We start from the raw sequence: 18842 nt of genomic DNA on the forward strand, positions 1-18842 counted from the left end.
TGGTGTGCGAACACGCCATGCCCCCTGACTTTTGTTAGGTATTCCCGACTGGAACACCAACTCCCACATTTACTCCTGCATCACTGCTGTGATTTGAGGAGATCTTTCACGTCACTGGTATCCGCGCAGTCCAAAGCTGCTTGCGCGAGCTTGCGGGACTCCTCCATGGATACAGTGCGAACTTTGTGTTTCACTTCCGGCAACGCAGGTACGCTGACAGAGAGTTCCTTGATGCCGAGGCCGATGAGAACGGGCACCGCCTCTACCTGACTGGCCAGGCCACCACAGACGCCGACCCATTTGCCTACATCGTCTGCTGCTCTGACGGTCAGCTCGATCATGCGCAGCACGGCTGGATGCAGAGCGTCGGCGCGGGACGCGAGGCCGGGATGGCCGCGGTCGATCGCCATAACGTATTGGGTGAGGTCATTGGTGCCGATGGAGAAGAAATCCACTTCCGATGCAAGCTTGTCGGCCATAAGAGCAGCGGAGGGCACCTCGATCATGATACCGACTTCAACATGCTCTACACCAAGGTTCTTCTGCTCTTCGCGCACCAGAGCGTTGACGGCACGCAGCTCATCCAGTGCACTGATCATCGGGTACATGATGCGTGCATGACCCTTGTGTGCCTGAGAAAGAATGGCGCGGACCTGTCGGCGCAGGATGCTTGGGCGCTCGATGCCGATGCGTACACCGCGGACGCCGAGGAACGGGTTCTCTTCATGCGGCATAGGCATGTAAGGCAAAGGCTTGTCGCCGCCCACATCCAGCGTGCGGATGATGACAGGGCGTTCCTTGCCCATAACCTCAAGGATTGCGCCAACCTTTTCTGCCTGCTCTTCTTCCGTCGGCTCGTTGAGGCGCTCCATGTAGAGGAACTCGGAACGCAGCAGACCAACGGCTTCTGCACCAGCTGCAACAGCTTTTTCAGCATCTTCGACGCTGCCGATGTTGGCCGCAACTTCCACCCGGAAACCGTCTTTGGTGATGGCCGGCTTGTGGGCGTCGCGCTGGTATTCTTCAGCTTGCTTGGCTGCGTTTTCAATCTTCTTGGTAAAGGCAGCTTGCTCTTCGTCAGTCGGAGAAACTTTGATTTTTCCGCGCTTTGCGTCCAGAAGCAGCACGGTGCTGTCTTCCAGATCCTTCATGGCTTCTTCGACATTGACGAGATATGGCAGGTCGTTGGAGCGGGCGATGATGGCTGCGTGAGAAGATGAACCGCCATGAGTGGTACACAAACCGACAATCTTGGTGAGATCCAGAGCAACGATTTCGGAAGGGGTGACGTCTTCCTGAAGAAGGATGGTGCCTTCCTCCAGAATTTCACCACCGTCATCAACGCCAAGCAGTTTCTTCAGAACCCGCAGACCAATATCGCGCACGTCAACAGCACGGCCAGCCAACAGCGGGTCGTCCATTTTGGCGAGGGTTTCTGCCTGGGCTTCGTAAGCCAGTTTCCAACTCCAGGCTGCGCCTTGGCCCTTCGCGATGTCGGCCAGTGGCTTCTCGGAGAGTTCCGGATCGGAGAGCAGCTCGATATGGGCGTTGAAGACTTCTGCCAGTTCTTCCTGACTGTTCTTGTTCAGGCGATCTATGATGCTTTGCAGGTCTGCAATGCTGGATTTGACGGAGGCTTTGAACGCCGCACGTTCTTCAGCAGGGCCGATGCTTTCGCGGGTAACTTCCGGTAGAGCTTTGTTGTGCTTGACCAATTTGCCGATGGCGCGGCCCGGAGATGCGGTGAAGCCGATGAGAACACCTTCTTCGCCTGATTTGACCTGAAGCAGAGGCGCTTCTTCAATCACGTCTTCCTTTGGGGCCTCAGAGAAACTGGTGATTTCTTCGCCAAGACCAGCTTTCACAGCAGCGATAACATCAGCCACCACTTGCTGCGCATCCGGACCAACAGCTTCAATCTCCAGCTCGTCACCAAGCTTTGTTTTCAAAGACATAATGCCGGTAACAGAAGAGCCGCTGCAGGTTTTGCCGTTGACCGTAAAGGTCACTTTTGCATCCGCTTTACGCACTTCAACAGCCAGACGGGCGGCTGGACGGGCGTGGAGACCGGTGGCGTTGGGGATCTTGACGGAGCCAGTGATCGCAGGGCCGGTTGGCTCAGCAGCAGTTTCCTGCGCTGGAGCAATTGTGCCTTGCGGATCGTTGCTGCTTGGGACGGTGAAGACGACCTGATTGAGGTCTGTCTGAGCGCTGCCGAAGGGAGCAACTGTTGTGATTTCCTGACCGCTGGTGATGACAACTGCGGACTGAACGGAAACACATTCGCGGGCGATGAGGTCGACGTCGAAGGTGATAAGGGGTTGACCTTGCTCGACCTGATCTCCCTCTGCGACGTGCAGTTCAAAGCCGCGGCCTTTCAGGGCGACGGTGTCGAGACCGATGTGCATCAACAGTTCAACGTCACCTTGTTGCAGTGTAACTGCATGATGTGAATTGTGAATTTGAGTTATCTGGCCAGCAAACGGGGCGTAAAGAACATTGTCTGTCGGGTCGATGGCAACACCATCACCCATCATCTTTTCGGCAAACACCGGATCGGGCAGGTCGGTGACAGCCTGAACAATGCCCTTCAAAGGCAAATTGATGGAAAATTTGTTTTTTGGATCCTTCACCATTTTATCTCCCGATTATATTAGGTGAATGCGCGCCTTCTTAAGCTTCCACTAAGTCTTGAAGGGACAAGAGGCGATTTTTACGCGAGGATCATTTGCGTAAGGCCGCACAACAATACGTAAAAAGACTAGTGTTACGGGGTGTTACGAATTGTTACAAAGGGAAATATTTCTCATTACATAGAGAATGACTTACTGATGGATATCAGTGCTAATCGACTTGATGTATAGATAAGATTAACTCGAATTATATACTAATATACATCATGCAATTACATGCAGTCGGAGGCGCCCTTCCATACATTTGCAACAATGCTGTAACAACAGCTTGATACATTACAGAGCGGCCAATTCGGGCAGTTTCACTTGTAAAAAGGATCAGCACGCGCTCTAGCATCCCGAAATCGCAAAAGCGCCCATGTCTGAAGGGACCACGGGACCGGATTTCAGTCTGCGTTTTTCTTTGCGTTGTTTTGTGATTTTTGCGTTCAAAGCGCTTTTTGGTGCGTGCTTATGTGCTGAACCGCGAGGAGAGGAGCCCGCGGCAGCAGAGAGCCGCCACAGGTCAAGTTTCGATCTTCAGAGCAAGACAGTTCTGGCTTCTTTGTTGCTCAGATAAGCTGCTTCAATGATGCGGATGGTCTGCATCGCGTCACGTGGGGAGACTGGTACTGCGGTATCATTGCGAATGGCGTCCCGCATACCTGCGTAGAACCGTTCGTATCCACCTTTCTGGCTTGGTACGCGCGTACCTTCACCCGTCTCGTTATACAGCGTGCCCCAGTCGTCTTCAGCTTCAATGCCCCAGGTCGGGCTTGCAGGTCCACCGCCAGCCTTCAACATGTCCTCTTGCGGGTCCATGCCATAGGTGATGTAGGTGGCTTTATCCCCGCTCACCTGAAAGCGTGGACCTTGCTCTGTGCTTAGACAGTTGCCGTGCAGGACGACATCGCAGTCGTTATAGCCAAGCACAAGATGGAAGTGATCCACCGCTGCTGCCTCTTTACGCTGAACGCGCAGTTTCGCCTGAACGGATTTCGGCGTGCCAAACAAACTCAGCGCCTGATCAATGCCGTGGGCACCCAGGTCATAAAGAATACCAGCACCGGGAATGTCCTGCTCGCGCCAGCGGCCTTTAATGTCCGGGCGGTAGCGATTGTAGTTGCACAGGTAAGAGTGCACTTTGCCGAGCTTGCCGGTTTCCATGAGGTCCTGAACCGTCAGGAAATCACAGTCGAACCGGCGATTATGATAGACTGAGAGCTTCAGGTCTTTCTGCTCTGCAATGTCGATCAGCTCTTCAGCTTCCGCACTGGTGATGGTGAATGGCTTTTCAACCACCACATGCTTGCCAGCGAGCAGTGCCTTTTTGGCATGGTCGTAGTGCAAGGTGTTGGGCAGGCTGAGAACGACAAGCTCGATCTCCGGTTGCTCCAACAGCTCATCAAAGGAGGTGTACGGCGTGCAATCGGGCAACTTGCCTTTGACGAGATCCGGCTTGCTGGAAACCACCGCGGCAAGGTCGATCCCTTCCACAAATGTCAGCAGGGGTGCGTGGAAGCTTTGGCCAGAAACACCAAAGCCCACAAGAGCCGTTTTAACGGGCTGAACAGAACTCATATTATGCATCACTTGCTGGAAAATTCTTCTGTACGTTGTCGAGGTCAAGAACGGTCGGCAGGGAGGCCTCGTTGCCGAGGAACTGAATGGCGTGTGCGGAGGCCGCGCGCGCTGTTTTGAAGTGATCTTCCCAACTGCCTTTTGGGTCTGCCAGATACGCATAGACGTAAGCACCGTGGAAGGTATCACCCGCTCCGTTGGTGTCGATGACGCGCTCTTTTGGCACTTTCAGAGCTGGTAAACGTTTGATCGGGCATTTGTCTTCGTACCACAGCAGGCCTTCTTCGCCTTGCGTGACACCGCCGACCTTCACGCCTTTGGCACGCAAGTATTCCAGCGTGTCTTCCGGGGATTTGCCAAGTTGCTCACAGAACAGCTCGGATACGATGGCTACATCAATGTAGTCGAGAAGTTCCTCGGTGTTCTCGCGAACAGCACCACCATCCAGAGACGTCAGGATGCCGTGTTTGCGGCAAAGTTTGGCGTAGTGCAAAGCGGCATGAGGAATGTGACCATCTACATGCAGCGCCTGACAACCAGCCAGGTTAAGCTCAGGAACCGGGTGCAGAAAATCGTTGTCACGACAACGCACAATAGCCCGTTTGCCGTCCTTCGGCATGATGAAGGAGAGGGAACTTTCCTTCACTTTGCAGCTATGGATTGGAATGGAGTATTTGGCCGCCATATCGCGGAACATGCGGGAGAGCCAATCGTCTGCCATGGAGCACAACAGGTCAGGTGAAATGCCCAGCTTTGCGCAGACGAAAGCCGCGGTGACAGCGTTGCCACCAAAACTGACAGCGTAATCCTGTGCAATTGCCTTCTCATCACCCTCTGGCATGATCTCTGACAAAAAGGTCACGTCAATATAAGACTGACCAATGAATAACGCTTTCATCCTGTACTCCATTAAAGTCCGGGTCACACTGCCAAGTGCAGCGATGGTACCTTCCGCTTTTAACGACGGATTTCTAAATGATGTCCTAGGGAAATCATGAAAGTGCCTTGCTCGCAAACCTGATGTATCAACTTGTTACATTACAGGTTGTTTTTGCGGGTCTTTCCCCAAAATGGCTGGTGGTATGAGGAAAACTACGCAGAGTGCGGCTGTGCCTACAACTCACGCGGCAGTTTCACAAAAATGCAAAACTTGCCTTCTGCCGTTTCGCCAAGGCTGATCTCTCCGCCATGGGCGTTGATGATCTGTTTGACGATGGACAGGCCAAGGCCAACGCTGGAAGAGCGGGTGCGCTCTACACTGTCATTGCGGAAGAAAGGCTCAAACACCTTTTCGTGCAGATGGTCGGGAATGCCGGGGCCGGGATCGCTGATGGAAACAAGCAGCTGATCATTCTCAAGATTTTGCATCTCCACAGTGGCTGCGCCACCATATTTGAGCGCATTATCAATGAGATTGCTAAAGGCTCGGCGCAGGGCCGTCGGTTGGCCATTCATGACAGCGCGGCCTTCAACTTCCAGCTCAACTTCACCGCCACCACCAAAGATATTGCGGCTTTGGTCCGTCAGCTTATGGCGTTGAGGCACGAACACAACATCATTGCCCGTGTCCATGTAGTCATCACAAAGAGACTGAAGCAGCGCCGCAAGGGAGAGGTGTTGAGGCTCTTCCAGCAAGGCGTTGAAGCGGAGGAAATCAAGGGAGGCCGCGATGAGGCGGGTCATCTCTTCCACATCATGCAGCATGCGATTGCGCAGGGTGGTGGATTCGATCTGTTCCAGCCGCAGGCGTAGTCGGGTGGCAGGTGTACGCAGATCATGACTGATGGAGGCCAGCATGCGTTTTTGCTCTTCCAGCAGCTGTGCGCGGGCTTCCTGCTCTCGCACCAGTGTATCCTGCAGGGCAACGGCTTCCTCCGTGTCCCACGGTTTCAGCTCAGCTCGCTCATACTTGGCGAGGGAACGGAACGGCGCAGCTGTGTAATGCACGAGACTGCGGGCCAGCACGAACACCAGCGTGATGCAAAGGGCCGCGAGGATGAAGAGCACCGGCTCTGTCATCCGGTTTTGCCAGAGCTCTGGGAACGTTATCAGGCGTACACCTTGCTGATTTGGAAGAGCCAGATAGAGCTGAGCGTTTTTGTCCTGACGTGTTACGGCCAAAACGAAAGTACCAAGATTATCAACTTGATATGTTGGTTTAGATTGATCTTGAATGATCAGATCGGCCCGAGGCAGCGCACCTTCAAACATCAGAGTTGCGGTTAGGGATGAGCCTTCATCGTTAATGCTTATTGGAAGGGACGAAGCTCCGTCTGATGGTGTTGGTTGGACAGCTTGAACGGCCTGCAGATATTTGCCTGCAAAAGGAGCTGGTGCAGAGCCGCGAATGTATTGGCTCAGTTCCGCATCCGCCTCAAAAGAGTTCGCCAGTGCCAATTCGCGAGTGTTGTAAGCATTGAGCGTGAGCCCCAGCACCACGAAAACCGAGAGCACGGCGGTGATGAGAACCACAACCATACGGCGTTCAAGGGATCTGGGCAGGAGGCTCAGGATCAATCCTGACATAGCCACGCTCTTTTCAGTGCCATGGACCTACACTCGCGTTACGCTTTGAGAAAACAGATAGCCCTGATGGCGCACTGTTGTGATGAAGTCCGTGCTTGGGTCCGTCTGTGCCAGCTTTTTGCGCAGGCGGCTGATCAGAATATCGATGCTGCGATCGTGAGAATCCACCTTAGCCCCGCGCAGTACACGCCCCAACGTGTCGCGAGAGATTGGCTTTTGCGGCGCTTTCACAAAGGTCAGCAGAGCATCAAACTCAGAGGAGCTGAGGTGCACCAGCACACCGTCCGGTGCGGTCAGGTGGCGGGTTGCTTCATCCAGCTTCCAGCCGCTGAATTCAAAGCGCTGCGCTTTGGGCGCAGCTGCTGTTTCCACGTCTTCCGTGCGGCGGAAGATAGCAAAGATGCGGGCTTGTAACTCTCTCGGATTGAACGGCTTTTCCAGATAATCATCGGCGCCCAGTTCCAGCCCGACAATGCGTTCTGTATCACCCGTAATAGCGGAGATGATGATGATCGGCATCTTGGAGGTCTGGCGCACGCGCTGGCACAGGGTCAGCCCGTTTTCTCCCGGCAGCATGATGTCCAGAACCATCAGATCAATGTGGTTGGTGTCCAGAAGCTCAATCGCTTCCTCCGCAGAGTTGGCGGTGAACACGGTGTACCCACGATCTTTCAGGAAGTCTGCCGTCAGGCTGGCGATTTCCTCATCATCGTCAACAATCAGCAGTGTTTTGTTCGAGAGCATCATACCTCGGTGTACCCATTTCAATCCCAACCAGCTCACTCTGGCTCAGTGCTGTATAACAAAACATTTGGCCGTCGCGAGAGGAATGTGTATGCGTCAGGTTGTCTTGCACGTGCAAGTTCATTGGATTGTGTGTTTATACGCGATAAATTGAAGAAAGAGTTTGCTAGAAGCGTCCTTGAGAATACCCATCGGGAGAATGTAATGGGCAGCCCGCGTCTCAGCTTGGTCGCACTTGCTGTTTTATTCGGTAGCATAACGGCACAAGCCGCACCAACCGCTGAAGTTCTGCATTTCTGGACATCAGGCGGAGAAGCACGTGCAGCCCTTTCCCTCAAACAGGCGTTTGAGGCCCGTGGCGGTGTGTGGGATGACGCACCTGTTGCTGGCGGAGGCGGAGACGCCATGGCAGCCGTCTTGCGTGCCCGCGCGTTGGCCAGAGTGCCGCCTTCCGTTGCCCAGATCAAAGGCCAGAACATTCAGGAATGGGCCGAAGTGGGCGCGCTTGAAGGGCTCGATGCTATTGCACAGCAGCAGAACTGGGATGAGCTGCTGCCAGACCTTTTGAAAGAAACCGTTCAGTATCAGGGTAAATATGTTGCTGTGCCTTTGAACATCCACCGTGTGGATTGGATCTGGGCCAACCCGAGAGTGCTGGATCAGGTCGGCGTCACACCTCCGCAAACATGGGAAGAGTTCAACGAGGTCGCAGAAAAGATCAAGGCCGCAGGCATTATCCCGCTCGCCCATGGTGGCCAGCCCTGGCAGGACGTTACCCTGTTTGAAGTGGTGTTGCTGGGGATCGGCGGCGCGGATTTTTACAAGAAGGTCTATCTGGATCTGGATCAGGAGGCCTTGCACTCCGACACTATGATCAAGGTGTTTGACCAGATGCGCAAGCTCAGCACCTATGTGGACCCCGGCGCTCCGGGCCGCGAATGGAACCTTGCCACCGCCATGGTGATGCGCGGTGAGGCGGCCATGCAGATTATGGGCGATTGGGCCAAGGCCGAATTTCTGACGGCAGGTCTTGAGTACGGTGAAGACTTCATCTGCGTCTCGTCCCCCTCCAAGGGAGGGTACATCATCAACTCCGACAGCTTTGCCATGTTCAAAGTCTCAGACCCAGATCAGAAAGCCGGACAGCAGCTGATGGCCTCTACGCTGCTGGATGAACAGGTGCAGAAGGACTTCAACCTGCTGAAAGGCTCTATTCCCGCCAGACTTGGCGTAAGCCTTGATGGCTTTGATGAATGCGCCATGAAATCCAGCGAAGACCTTCTTCTCAATGAGGCCCGCGGCACCGTGGTTGGATCCATCGCTCACGAGCTAGTACAGTCCGGCGCCGTGCGTGGGGCGTTTCTGGATGTGGTCACAGAGCATTTCAATACGGATATGTCTTCGCAAGAGGCTGTCAATCAACTTGCCGAGACCGTAATCCTAGCAGATTGATTTCCCTAGGGCAGTCAGAGTAAAGCGTAGATCCTGATAAGACCGCAGCACCCAGTGAGCAAAGAGAACCCTATGTCCAACCCCCAGCAGCGCAAGCAGCAGATGTCTGTTTTAGACAGATTGCAGCGATATTTGCCGCAGCTGGTGATCGCTCCGCCGTTCCTGCTCCTCGTGTTCTTTGTGTACGGCTTCATCGCGTGGACCGGCATCATCTCGCTCACCAACTCTCGCATGCTGCCCACTTTCGATGTTCAGGGCATCCAGCAATATGTGCGCTTGCTGGCTATGGATCGCTGGAATGTGGCGTTCGATAACCTGCTGATTTTCGGCAGTCTCTACATCCTGTTCTCAATCACCATTGGCTGCGTGCTGGCCGTTCTGCTGGACCAGCGTATCCGCGCTGAGGGTGCGCTGCGCACGATCTATCTGTACCCCATGGCGATCAGCTTCATCGTGACGGGCACAGCATGGAAATGGATCCTGAACCCGTCCCTCGGCATTGAAAGCTACATGCAAAAACTGGGGTGGGAGAGTTTCCAGTTCGACTGGATCGTCAACCGCGACATGGCAATTTATGTGGTGGTCCTCGCCGCTGTCTGGCAGGCCTCAGGCTTTGTGATGGCCCTGTTCCTCTCCGCTCTACGCACCGTTGATGAGGATATCATCCGCGCCGCTCATCTGGACGGCGCCAGCACCACACGCATCTACTTCGGCATCATCTTGCCCTCGCTGAGACCTGTGTTCCTCTCTGCCTTCGTCATTCTCGCGCACCTATCCATCAAGAGCTTCGACCTTGTGGTGGCGCTGACAAACGGCGGTCCGGGCTATTCTTCCACGCTGCCCGCCAATTTCATGTATGAGATGGCCTTTCGCCGTAACCAGATCGGCCTTGGTGCCGCCTCCGCCATGATGATGCTGGCCACCGTTGCCGCAATCATCGTGCCCTATCTTTATTCAGAGTTGAGGGCAAAGCGACATGGCTGAGCCCAAAACACTCCCCGGCGCCAACGGCAAACGCCACCTGCTTGGCCGCATCTTCATCTGGACCCTGCTGCTCGCCGCTGCGGTTCTCTATCTGGGCCCAATTTACGTGGTGCTCTCTACCTCGCTGAAGGATCTCGCGGAAATCCGGGCAGGGGCTTTGCTGGATTTGCCGCACGAGCTCAACTTCACCGCCTGGCGTGAGGCATGGTCCAGCGCCTGCATCGGTGTGCGCTGTGAGGGCTTGCGTCCGTACTTCCTCAACTCGGTGATCATGTCCGTGCCATCGGTAGCGATCTCAACCCTGATCGGCGCCTTGAGCGGCTACGCCCTGTCGCTCTTCCGCTTCCGCGGTGCCAACATCATCTTCGCCCTGATGCTGTTCGGCTGCTTCATCCCGTTCCAGATCGTCATCCTGCCCATGGCGCAAACGCTTGGTTATCTGGGCATTGCCAACTCCATCACCGGCCTCATCGTGGTGCACACCATCTACGGCATCAGCTTCACCACGCTGTTCTTCCGCAACTACTACGTCTCCGTTCCGCAAGAGCTGGTACGCGCAGCCACCATGGATGGGGCAGGGTTCTTTCGCATCTTCTGGCACATCATGCTGCCGCTCTCGATCCCAATCATCGTTGTCTCTGTCATCTGGCAGTTCACGCAGGTGTGGAACGAGTTCCTCTTTGGCGCCAGCTTCACCTCAGGCGGGTCTCAGCCGGTCACAGTCGCACTCAACAATCTCATCAACTCAACGACCAGCGTAAAGCAATACAACGTGGACATGGCCGCAGCCCTCATAGCGGCAGCGCCGACCCTTGTTGTCTACATCATCGCTGGACGTTTCTTCGTGCGCGGGCTCACCGCCGGCGCGGTCAAAGGCTAAAGGCTCATTTATGGCGACCATATCCATCGAACATGCGTCCAAGTCCTTTGGCTCAACTGACGTCCTGAAGGACATTTCACTTGATGTAAAAGATGGTGAGTTCCTCGTCCTGCTGGGAGCCTCCGGCTGCGGAAAGTCGACACTGCTCAACATCATCGCCGGTCTGGAACCAATAGCTGACGGCATCATTCGGCTGGATGGGGAGGTGGTCAACGACGTTCACCCCAAAAACCGCGACATCGCCATGGTGTTCCAAAGCTATGCGCTCTACCCAAACATGACAGTGGAGCGCAACATCGCGTTCGGGCTGGAAATGCGCAAAATCAGCAAGGCAGAACGCAAAGCCACCGTCCGCGAGGTTGCAAGTACGCTGCAGATCGAACACCTGCTCTCCCGAAAACCATCGCAATTATCAGGCGGGCAGCGTCAGCGCGTGGCTATGGGGCGTGCCCTTGTACGCCGGCCCAAAATCTTCCTGTTCGACGAGCCACTCTCCAATCTGGACGCCAAATTGCGCGGCGAAATGCGCACAGAGATCAAGAAGCTCCACCAAACCCTAAAAGCCACGATGGTCTATGTCACTCACGACCAGATAGAGGCCATGACGCTGGCAGACCGCATCGCCATCATGAAAGACGGTGAGATCCAGCAAATCGGCACCCCGCAAGAGATCTACAGCAAACCAGCAAACATGTACGTCGCCGGTTTCGTCGGCGCACCACCAATGAACTTTGTAGACGTGGATCTGGTGAAACGAGAGGAACAACTCGGTGTCATCCTGCCTGCCGTCCTGAGGGGCAAGCCAGTAGACTACTTCCTACCGCTCCCAAATTCTGAGCAGCTGCACGCCCGTGAAAACACAAAAATCATCCTCGGCCTGCGCCCCGAAATGATCACCCACAACGCCTTCACGCAGACCGTGAATCCGGAAATTGCATGCGACGTCGAGCTCCTGGAACCCACCGGCGCCGACACCCTCTGCCTCATCCGCCTAGCAAACCACCCCGCCAAAGCCCGCATCTCCCCCTTATTTGCGTGTACCCCAGGAGAGAGCATGACCTTCACCATCGACATGGCGCGAGTGTGTTTGTTTGATGCGGAGAGTGAGGAGTTGATTGGGTAGGCTAAAACTTCGAGGAGTATAGTGTGAATTTCTTGACAGGGTCGCTCATTCCAATAAGTGCAGCAATTCTGGAAGGTTACGGGTCTAAAATACCGTTCTTCTATGCAAAAGTCGGATAATGTGAATTATGGAACCACAATTCACAACTTTAAATCTCCAACGTTCCTTTCACCCAAAGTAGTGAGTTTAGAGTGAGTAGGGCGATGAAGGTGGTGAAGAGGAGTGTGGGGTTATTTTGCTCTAGGAGGATTCCAGTGAGGAATAGGCCTAGGGGGACGCCGGTGTAGCGTAGGGAGGAGAAGGCGGAGAAGACTGTGCCGCGTTTGTCTTCGGGGACGAGTTTTTGAAGCACGGTCGCATCCACGACGCTACCAACGCCCAGGTTCACACCATACACAAACATTCCCAGTGAAATGACGATTGCCGCGGTCTCCACATTGGCGCTTGTCCAATCCGTACTGATCATCCAGAGCAGCAAGGCTAGGCCAAGTGCTTGGCCTATGGGTGTGAGTTGCAGAAGCCTGAGCGATGATACTCTGTGGCCCAGAAACGTGTAGGCCAGTGTTGTGAGCGTGGTTCCGCAGGCAAAGCATGTGAGCCAGATTCCAAGCCAGACCGCTTGCTTGTCATTTGAGTTTGCCAGAACCGGTAAGGTCAATGATAGCAAGGAGACGGCCACTGTGTTGATGATCAAGTCATAAAGGCCGAGCTTCAAGATGCCCGGTGTTGACAGCATCCATTTCCAGACTTCTTTCGTTGGTTGTTTATTTGTATTAGCTGCGTGCTGCTGACGAGTGGCCTTGATGCCTATGGATACGATCATAAGCGCCATCAGGAAGCTCAGGGAGTCCAGGATCAGCACAGTGGTTGCGCCAAATGCTGCGATCAGGATACCAGCCATAGATGGGGTTAGAAGGTCTGCCACAGTCTCAAGCAGCGAGTTCATTCCGTTTACACGTTCGCGAGGCAACCCTTCCTGATCAATTAAGGCTGGGATCATAACGCTTTTTGCTGTTTGGCCCGGAACATCGATAACTTGAGAAAGGAAGACCAGAAAACCAAGGAGGGCGAGATCCAGCAGGTTAACAGAGTACAAGAGCGGTATTAGAAGCACAGCAAAGGCGTTCACGGCATCGCAGAAAATACTCGTGGTTCTGGCGGAGAACCTGTCGATCAACGGCCCGCTGAAAAGACCGACAACGATGTTTGGAAGCTGTCCGGCAATGGCGATTGTTGCTGTGATGACAGCGTTGCCCGTCAGGTCATAGACAAACCAAGGTATTGCAATGGCAGACAAGCCATTTCCCAACAAAGACAGAAAATTGGCTGAAAACAGGAGGCTGATCTGTCCCCATTTAGCCTTCAAGGTAGTATCAGACAAAACAGCCTCACTCTGCGAAATGTGCTATAAATTCAATAATTTGGGTGTGCGTAGTCACTACTATTGGAAGCAATTTTCAAAATCATTCTTATCTTATAGTGATAAAAGCGAGTGCTTGGGAGTGCAACTCAAAGTCGGTCAGTTATTCGATTTTGAGCCTGCTGCAGACATGACACCACGTGAATATCGCAGGAACTCTAGTGGGTGTCGTTAGGCTTTACGCGGCCAAGGTCTTTGTCATGAGAAAGTTTGTGAGCGCTACCCCTCGAACAACGGGTGCTTGCTCGCGCTCAACCTGCCAGCCGTGGTGAAGGAAGAAGGCTTTTGCAGCTATGCTTATATCTGCTGAGAGGGTGGAGATGTTGCGCTGTTCTGCCCAGCTTTGCAGCTGGTCATAGATAGCGGTGCCGACACCTTGGCGGGTGTGATAAGGGCTGGTGAAGGCGAACTCCACATAGCCTTTTGTGTCGATGGTCATGAAACCGATTACAGAGTTGTCTTTGACAGCAACAAAGCCAGCCATATCGTGGAGTTTGGCAGACCAACGCTCAGGTGCGGGTGCAGGCCCAGCCCATGCGGCGAGCTGCTCTTCCGAATAGTACTCCTTTGCTCCGATTGTGACGGCATCATAAAATACGCGTGCGCAGTCTGGAGCATCTGAATTCTTCAGTGGGCGGATCTCTATAGGCATTTGTGGCTCTCACTCAGCTGAGTTTGGAGGCAGCCTCTTGCCACAAACTCTGACAAGGTGAAAGAGGATTGAGCGACAAAACCCTCCACCTGCTGATTTGGTTGGTCTCACTGCTGAATGATCGCGTTTTGCCATTCCTGGAGGAAGTGTTGGCGTTTGAGATTGTCTTGATAAACCAGAAGGCCAGGGCCAAGGCGGATGGCGCGTAGCGATAGGTTCGGGGCAATCTCATTGCGGTTGAGTTTTGGATAGGGGTAGTAGTCAGCCCCCTCCTCGCTCCAGGATGCTGTGATCAGATGATCTATAAACGTGCCGGCAATTTCGGGTTGCTCGGCTCCAGCTGGGATGATGGCGGAGCGCAGCATGAGTGTTGTGAAATCTTCCAGTTCCAGAATACCGATATCAGGATCACTGGCGGCCCGTGCAGAGGCGTAAGAGCCGAGCACGTTATAAGCAATTGCCAGATTGCCCTTTGTGATGTCAGAAATCATGTCAGCGGAGCAGCAGTAGAGACGGGCGTTCAGAGAGCCCATCACCTCGTTCAGACGCCAGAAAGTGTCGGATGTGCGGGCATCTTGCGTGGCAAACAGAAAGCCAAGGCCGCTCTGGCGGATGTCATAGGTGCCGACTTTGTTGAGGAAGCGTTCCGGATGGTTGCGCAGAGTTGAAATCAGATTTTGCCGTGATGTTGGAACTTCCAATCCAGCAAATGCGGATTTGGAGTAGACCACTGATGCTGGCTCCTGCGTGAAGGCAAACACATGATTGCGCCAGCGGGCCCAATCCGGCATCAAGCCAGCGACTGGGGAGTTATGCGGCAAGGTGAAACCGTCGTTTGCCAGCTTCACCTGCAGGTCCATGGCGGATGAGATGGCAACGTCAAAAACCTGCTTCTCATCATAAAGGGCTGTCATCAACTCGGTGCTGCTGACAACGGTATAGTCTATGGAAACGCTCGGGTACTTGCGTTGAAATGCTTCCACCATAGGCGAGAAAATGTCGATGTCAGAGTTGGATATAATGCGCAGGTTTGCCCCCTCTTGCGGAGCGGGAAACACTTTGTGCTGTTCAATCTCATAGGCACCTACCGAAAGCAGAGACGCCAACAACATGATCAGGACTGAGGGAAATAGAAGGATACGCATGCGCCTCTGACGTTTGTTCTGTTTGAAAGTTTCAGGTGTCCACCATGAGCTTGCGTCACCTCTTCGGCAATTGTAAGCCCAAGCCCGGAACCGACCGTATCTTCGGCGTTTTTGCCCCGCGAGAACCGCTCCGTCAACTGGTCAATGTCTTCTGGAGCAAAACCGGGGCCTTGATCGTAAACGGACAAAACCACCCAGTCGTCTTCGTGCGTTACGATAACTTGCACGTCCTCGCCTTTTGGAGCGTATTTGATGGCATTGTCCAAAATATTGCTCAGTGCATTTTGGATAAGGATTGCGTCCCCTGAAATTGGCGGCGGCTCATCTCCGTGCAAGCTCAGGGTTTTATCCTGCATCTCTGCCAGTGGACGCAGCCGTTCAAGGGTTTCCTCTGCCAGATCCAGCAGGTTGATGTCCTTCACCTCCAGATGGTCGGTGCGGAAAGAAACCATGGCGTGGTCCAGCAGTTGGCCTGCTGCGCGTGAGCTCTCATCAATGGCTCGGATCATCTCTTTCAAAGCCGCTCTGTTCTCTGGTCGCTCCACGCGGCGCAAAGCAATTTCCGCTTGCGTTCGCAGCACGGCAAGCGGCGTGCGGATGCGGTGAGCAGCTTCTGCGATGAACTCTTCGGAGCGCGTGAGTGACTTCTTAAGTCGCGCCATGAACCGATTGAGTGCTACCACAAGCGGCGCCATCTCGCCCGGCACTGGGGCTTGTACTGCCCTCAGATCCTGCGGCCCTCTTTTAGAGACAGAGTTTGCCAGTGTCTGGACAGGACGCACGGCAGATTGCGCTGTCAATACACCCAGCACGGCAGCTGCAATAAAGAACCCGAAGCCGAGATAGGCGGCATTTGCGGAGATGCGTTCCAAGGTTTCTCGCTGACGCTTTAGTGTTTGAGCGACAGACACGGTGACTTCGACAGGGCCGGATGCATTGGAAAGGCGGCGTGTGGCGGAGACCATACGAATGCTTTCACCCAGATAATGAGAGGTGATGAACCGATGGCTGTCCTGCCCTTTTGATGCCTTGGCAATGGGCAAGCTTTCATATCCGGTGAGATACTTTCCATTGACGACAACGCGGTAAAACACGCGGTCATCACTCACATTGCCAAGCATGGAGAGTGCGGAATATGGAATATCGACAGTCACCTCCCCACTCTGAATTGCTGCACTGTCCAAAATGGATGTGGCGGATGCTGACAGGATGTTATCCTGAGATTCTTCTGCGACTTGCTTGGCATAAGTCATCACCATCACAAACAGCAGGGCTGCAAGCACGGCAGCAATGCCGAGGAGCTGCAAGGTCAGGCGGCGACGGATCGAGCCGGATATGTTGGCACCAGAGTTCATGTCAGGCTTAACCGATACCCCAGTCCACGCACGGTGATGATCTGGACCGAGGAGGAGGAAATATGCCTGCGTAAACGGGCAACATAGACCTCAATGGCATTTTCCGAGACGTCTTCGTCGTAAGAAAATAATCTGTCTACAAGCTTGGTTTTTGAGAAAATAACGTCCGGTGCACCGAAAAATATCTCCAAAAGACGCAGTTCTTTGTTGCGCAGGCTCACTGTTTTGCTGCCAATTTTGAGTGTGCCAGCCAGTGAATCAAACACCAGATCGCCGAATCGCTTAGCATTTGTCACGCCGCCGGACCTGCGCCGGATAACAGCACGGCATCTTGCCTCTAACTCTGAGAAATCAAAGGGTTTTGTGATGTAATCATCGGCCCCTAGATCGAGCACCCCTACCCTGTCTGACACTTCTGAGCGAGCTGTCAAAACGATCACCGGAGTGTCATCCTGACGGCCCCGATGTTCATTTAGAAAATCTCGCCCATCACCATCTGGAAGCATGATATCGAGCAAAATCATGTCGTAATCTGCTGTCGAGATGTAGTCCTCGGCAGTGGAAATTTCAGCAGCGTGATCAACGACATGACCATCCAGTGTCAAACGCTCGACAATGGATGTCGCCAGCTTGGCGTTATCTTCTACGAGAAGAAATCTCATCTTTTGCTTCCCCAAAAAATCAAGGAGGTGACAGGTTTGTGTCAGGTTTCCGTGTTTTCACGTAAGTCATGGGTGACAAATGCTGCCCTTGTCAAATGGGAGGACACAATGAGTTTTATTCGGGCGCGCCGCGTGGTTGCGGCAGCGGCTTTGGCTGCGATGACATTTTCCATGCCAACGGCTTCAATTGCGGAGCCTGTGGTTGATAGCATTCACTTCCTCATTCCAGGCGGTGCTGGTGGTGGTTGGGACGGCACTGCACGCGGTACAGGCGAAGCACTGACCAAGTCCGGCCTTGCAGGCACGGCCTCTTTCGAAAACATGTCCGGTGGTGGCGGTGGTAAGGCCATCGGTTATCTGATCGAGAACGCTGCAAGCCAGCACGGTACGTTGATGGTGAATTCTACGCCAATCGTGATCCGCTCACTGACTGGCGTATTCCCACACAACTTCCGTGATCTGACATTGGTTGCCGGCACCATTGGTGATTATGCAGCCATCGTGGTTGGTAAGGACAGCCCAATCAACTCCATGAGTGACCTGCTTGCAGCTTATAAAGCTGACAAACGCGGCACCGCAATTGGTGGCGGTTCTGTACCGGGCGGTATGGATCACCTTGTTGCGGCCATGGTGATGGAAGCAGCTGGCGAAGATGCAACCATGGTGAAGTACATTCCGTATGATGCGGGCGGTAAGGCCATGGCAGCGCTGCTTTCCGGCGAAATCTCCGCGCTTTCTACCGGCTTCTCTGAAGCGATTGATCTTGCAAATGCGGGTGAAGTGAAAATCATCGGTGTGACTGCTGATGAGCGTGTTGCAGCCTACAAAGATGCGCCAACCATGAAGGAACAGGGCATCGACACCACCTTCGTCAACTGGCGTGGTTTCTTCGGCGCACCGGGCCTGCCAGAGGCACAGGTGGCTACCTATCAGGAAGCTCTTGCGAAGATGTACGATACCCCTGAGTGGGAAGAAGTGCGCGCACGCAACGGCTGGGTCAACATCCATAACTCTGGTGAAGACTTCCACGCGTTCCTCGAAGGTCAGGAAAAGGCCATCGGAGATCTCATGAAGAAGCTGGGCTTCCTCTAAATCAATAAAAATAAACGGATGCGCTCATCGCAGCGCATCCACTTGCCATGCCAACGGGAGGGGATAATGGCACTGGACCGATGGATCGCACTTGTCATTTTGGCAGTGAGCCTAAGTTACGGATACACCGCGTTTTTTATGATGGACGCAGGTCTGCCGCCGTTTATGCGGTTTAACCCAATCTGGCCGAGCACGTTTCCGAAAGTCATTGCGGTTTTGGCTGCAATCACAAGCCTCGCCATTTTGCTTGGGTTCGAGAAAAAGCCTGCAGATTCAGATGCAGACGAGATCGATTTCAGCAGACTGTGGGATTACAACATCGGTCAGGCCGTGTTCCTGCTGGTTCTGATGGCGGGATACGCTTTGTTGCTGCGCCCCGCTGGCTTCCTGCTCTCCACCCTGCTCTTTTTAGTGATCTCGGCCGCTCTGCTCGGTGAACGGCGTTTTGTGATCCTGGTGCCCGTTGCAGCTGTTGCCGCTGGTGGTGTCTGGTATCTGGTTCAGCAAACACTGGGAATTTATCTCAGTCCTCTTCCAACATTCTTAAATTAGGA

16 protein-coding genes are annotated in these 18842 nt (G+C 53.9%); 6 read left to right on the forward strand and 10 right to left on the reverse strand.

Going from position 1 to position 18842, the window contains the following annotated elements; translation table 11 throughout:
- Window positions 1-80: 80 nt before the first annotated feature.
- The 5 genes from ptsP to BM231_RS10620 all read right to left on the reverse strand — a co-directional run bounded on the left by ptsP (window position 81) and on the right by BM231_RS10620 (window position 7523).
- A complete protein-coding gene (gene ptsP, locus BM231_RS10600; RefSeq protein WP_208860268.1) occupies window positions 81-2636 on the reverse strand; it encodes a phosphoenolpyruvate--protein phosphotransferase in 2556 nt (851 codons plus the stop codon).
- 576 nt (window positions 2637-3212) lie between these two features.
- Window positions 3213-4253 carry an oxidoreductase gene (locus tag BM231_RS10605; protein ID WP_093519201.1) on the reverse strand — a complete coding sequence of 347 codons (1041 nt, stop codon included), beginning with the start codon at window positions 4251-4253 and terminating at the stop codon, window positions 3213-3215.
- A 1-nt stretch (window position 4254) separates the two neighbouring features.
- On the reverse strand, window positions 4255-5151 hold the full coding sequence (locus tag BM231_RS10610; RefSeq protein ID WP_063310116.1) for a sugar kinase: 897 nt from the start codon (window positions 5149-5151) through the stop codon (window positions 4255-4257).
- 215 nt (window positions 5152-5366) lie between these two features.
- Window positions 5367-6779 (reverse strand): sensor histidine kinase, encoded by a 1413-nt coding sequence (locus tag BM231_RS10615; RefSeq protein WP_093519203.1) that lies wholly within the window; start codon window positions 6777-6779, stop codon window positions 5367-5369.
- Window positions 6780-6806: 27 nt separating this feature from the next.
- Window positions 6807-7523 carry a response regulator gene (locus BM231_RS10620; RefSeq protein WP_208860269.1) on the reverse strand — a complete coding sequence of 239 codons (717 nt, stop codon included), beginning with the start codon at window positions 7521-7523 and terminating at the stop codon, window positions 6807-6809.
- 204 nt (window positions 7524-7727) lie between these two features.
- On the opposite strand from BM231_RS10620, the gene BM231_RS10625 reads away from it, so the two are divergent.
- From BM231_RS10625 to BM231_RS10640, 4 genes are all read left to right on the forward strand, one after another.
- Complete coding sequence (locus BM231_RS10625; RefSeq protein WP_093519207.1) at window positions 7728-8975, forward strand: ABC transporter substrate-binding protein; 1248 nt, start codon at window positions 7728-7730, stop codon at window positions 8973-8975.
- Between the two features lie 72 nt (window positions 8976-9047).
- The gene (locus BM231_RS10630; protein WP_093519209.1) at window positions 9048-9959 is read left to right on the forward strand and encodes a carbohydrate ABC transporter permease; all 912 of its coding nucleotides are present in this window, start codon (window positions 9048-9050) and stop codon (window positions 9957-9959) included.
- Window positions 9952-10839: a carbohydrate ABC transporter permease gene (locus tag BM231_RS10635; RefSeq protein WP_093519211.1), complete on the forward strand. Its 888-nt coding sequence runs from the start codon at window positions 9952-9954 to the stop codon at window positions 10837-10839. Before BM231_RS10630 ends, BM231_RS10635 begins: the two co-directional genes overlap by 8 nt.
- 10 nt (window positions 10840-10849) lie before the next feature.
- On the forward strand, window positions 10850-11962 hold the full coding sequence (locus BM231_RS10640) for an ABC transporter ATP-binding protein (RefSeq protein WP_093519213.1): 1113 nt from the start codon (window positions 10850-10852) through the stop codon (window positions 11960-11962).
- A gap of 148 nt (window positions 11963-12110) precedes the next feature.
- Here the strand turns inward: BM231_RS10640 and BM231_RS10645 are convergent, their stop codons facing one another.
- From BM231_RS10645 to BM231_RS10665, 5 genes are all read right to left on the reverse strand, one after another.
- Window positions 12111-13343, reverse strand: a complete 1233-nt coding sequence (locus tag BM231_RS10645; protein ID WP_093519215.1) for an MFS transporter — start codon at window positions 13341-13343, stop codon at window positions 12111-12113.
- Window positions 13344-13560: 217 nt separating this feature from the next.
- A complete protein-coding gene (locus BM231_RS10650; protein WP_093519217.1) occupies window positions 13561-14034 on the reverse strand; it encodes a GNAT family N-acetyltransferase in 474 nt (157 codons plus the stop codon).
- 107 nt (window positions 14035-14141) lie between these two features.
- Entirely contained in the window at window positions 14142-15179 is a 1038-nt protein-coding gene (locus BM231_RS10655) for an ABC transporter substrate-binding protein (protein WP_093519219.1), read from the reverse strand.
- Window positions 15149-16534 carry a sensor histidine kinase gene (locus tag BM231_RS10660; RefSeq protein WP_063299747.1) on the reverse strand — a complete coding sequence of 462 codons (1386 nt, stop codon included), beginning with the start codon at window positions 16532-16534 and terminating at the stop codon, window positions 15149-15151. The genes BM231_RS10655 and BM231_RS10660 overlap by 31 nt, the downstream gene beginning before the upstream one ends.
- Complete coding sequence (locus BM231_RS10665; RefSeq protein WP_057461447.1) at window positions 16531-17196, reverse strand: response regulator transcription factor; 666 nt, start codon at window positions 17194-17196, stop codon at window positions 16531-16533. The genes BM231_RS10660 and BM231_RS10665 overlap by 4 nt, the downstream gene beginning before the upstream one ends.
- A 108-nt stretch (window positions 17197-17304) precedes the next feature.
- Here BM231_RS10665 and BM231_RS10670 point away from each other — a divergent pair, with 108 nt between their 5' ends.
- Together BM231_RS10670 and BM231_RS10675 are read left to right on the forward strand one after the other, a co-directional pair.
- Window positions 17305-18288, forward strand: a complete 984-nt coding sequence (locus BM231_RS10670; protein WP_093519221.1) for a tripartite tricarboxylate transporter substrate binding protein — start codon at window positions 17305-17307, stop codon at window positions 18286-18288.
- 66 nt (window positions 18289-18354) lie between these two features.
- On the forward strand, window positions 18355-18840 hold the full coding sequence (locus BM231_RS10675; RefSeq protein ID WP_093519223.1) for a tripartite tricarboxylate transporter TctB family protein: 486 nt from the start codon (window positions 18355-18357) through the stop codon (window positions 18838-18840).
- Window positions 18841-18842 lie beyond the last annotated feature (2 nt).

Origin of the sequence: Pseudovibrio ascidiaceicola (assembly GCF_900114245.1) — a bacterium.
Classification (GTDB): domain Bacteria; phylum Pseudomonadota; class Alphaproteobacteria; order Rhizobiales; family Stappiaceae; genus Pseudovibrio; species Pseudovibrio ascidiaceicola.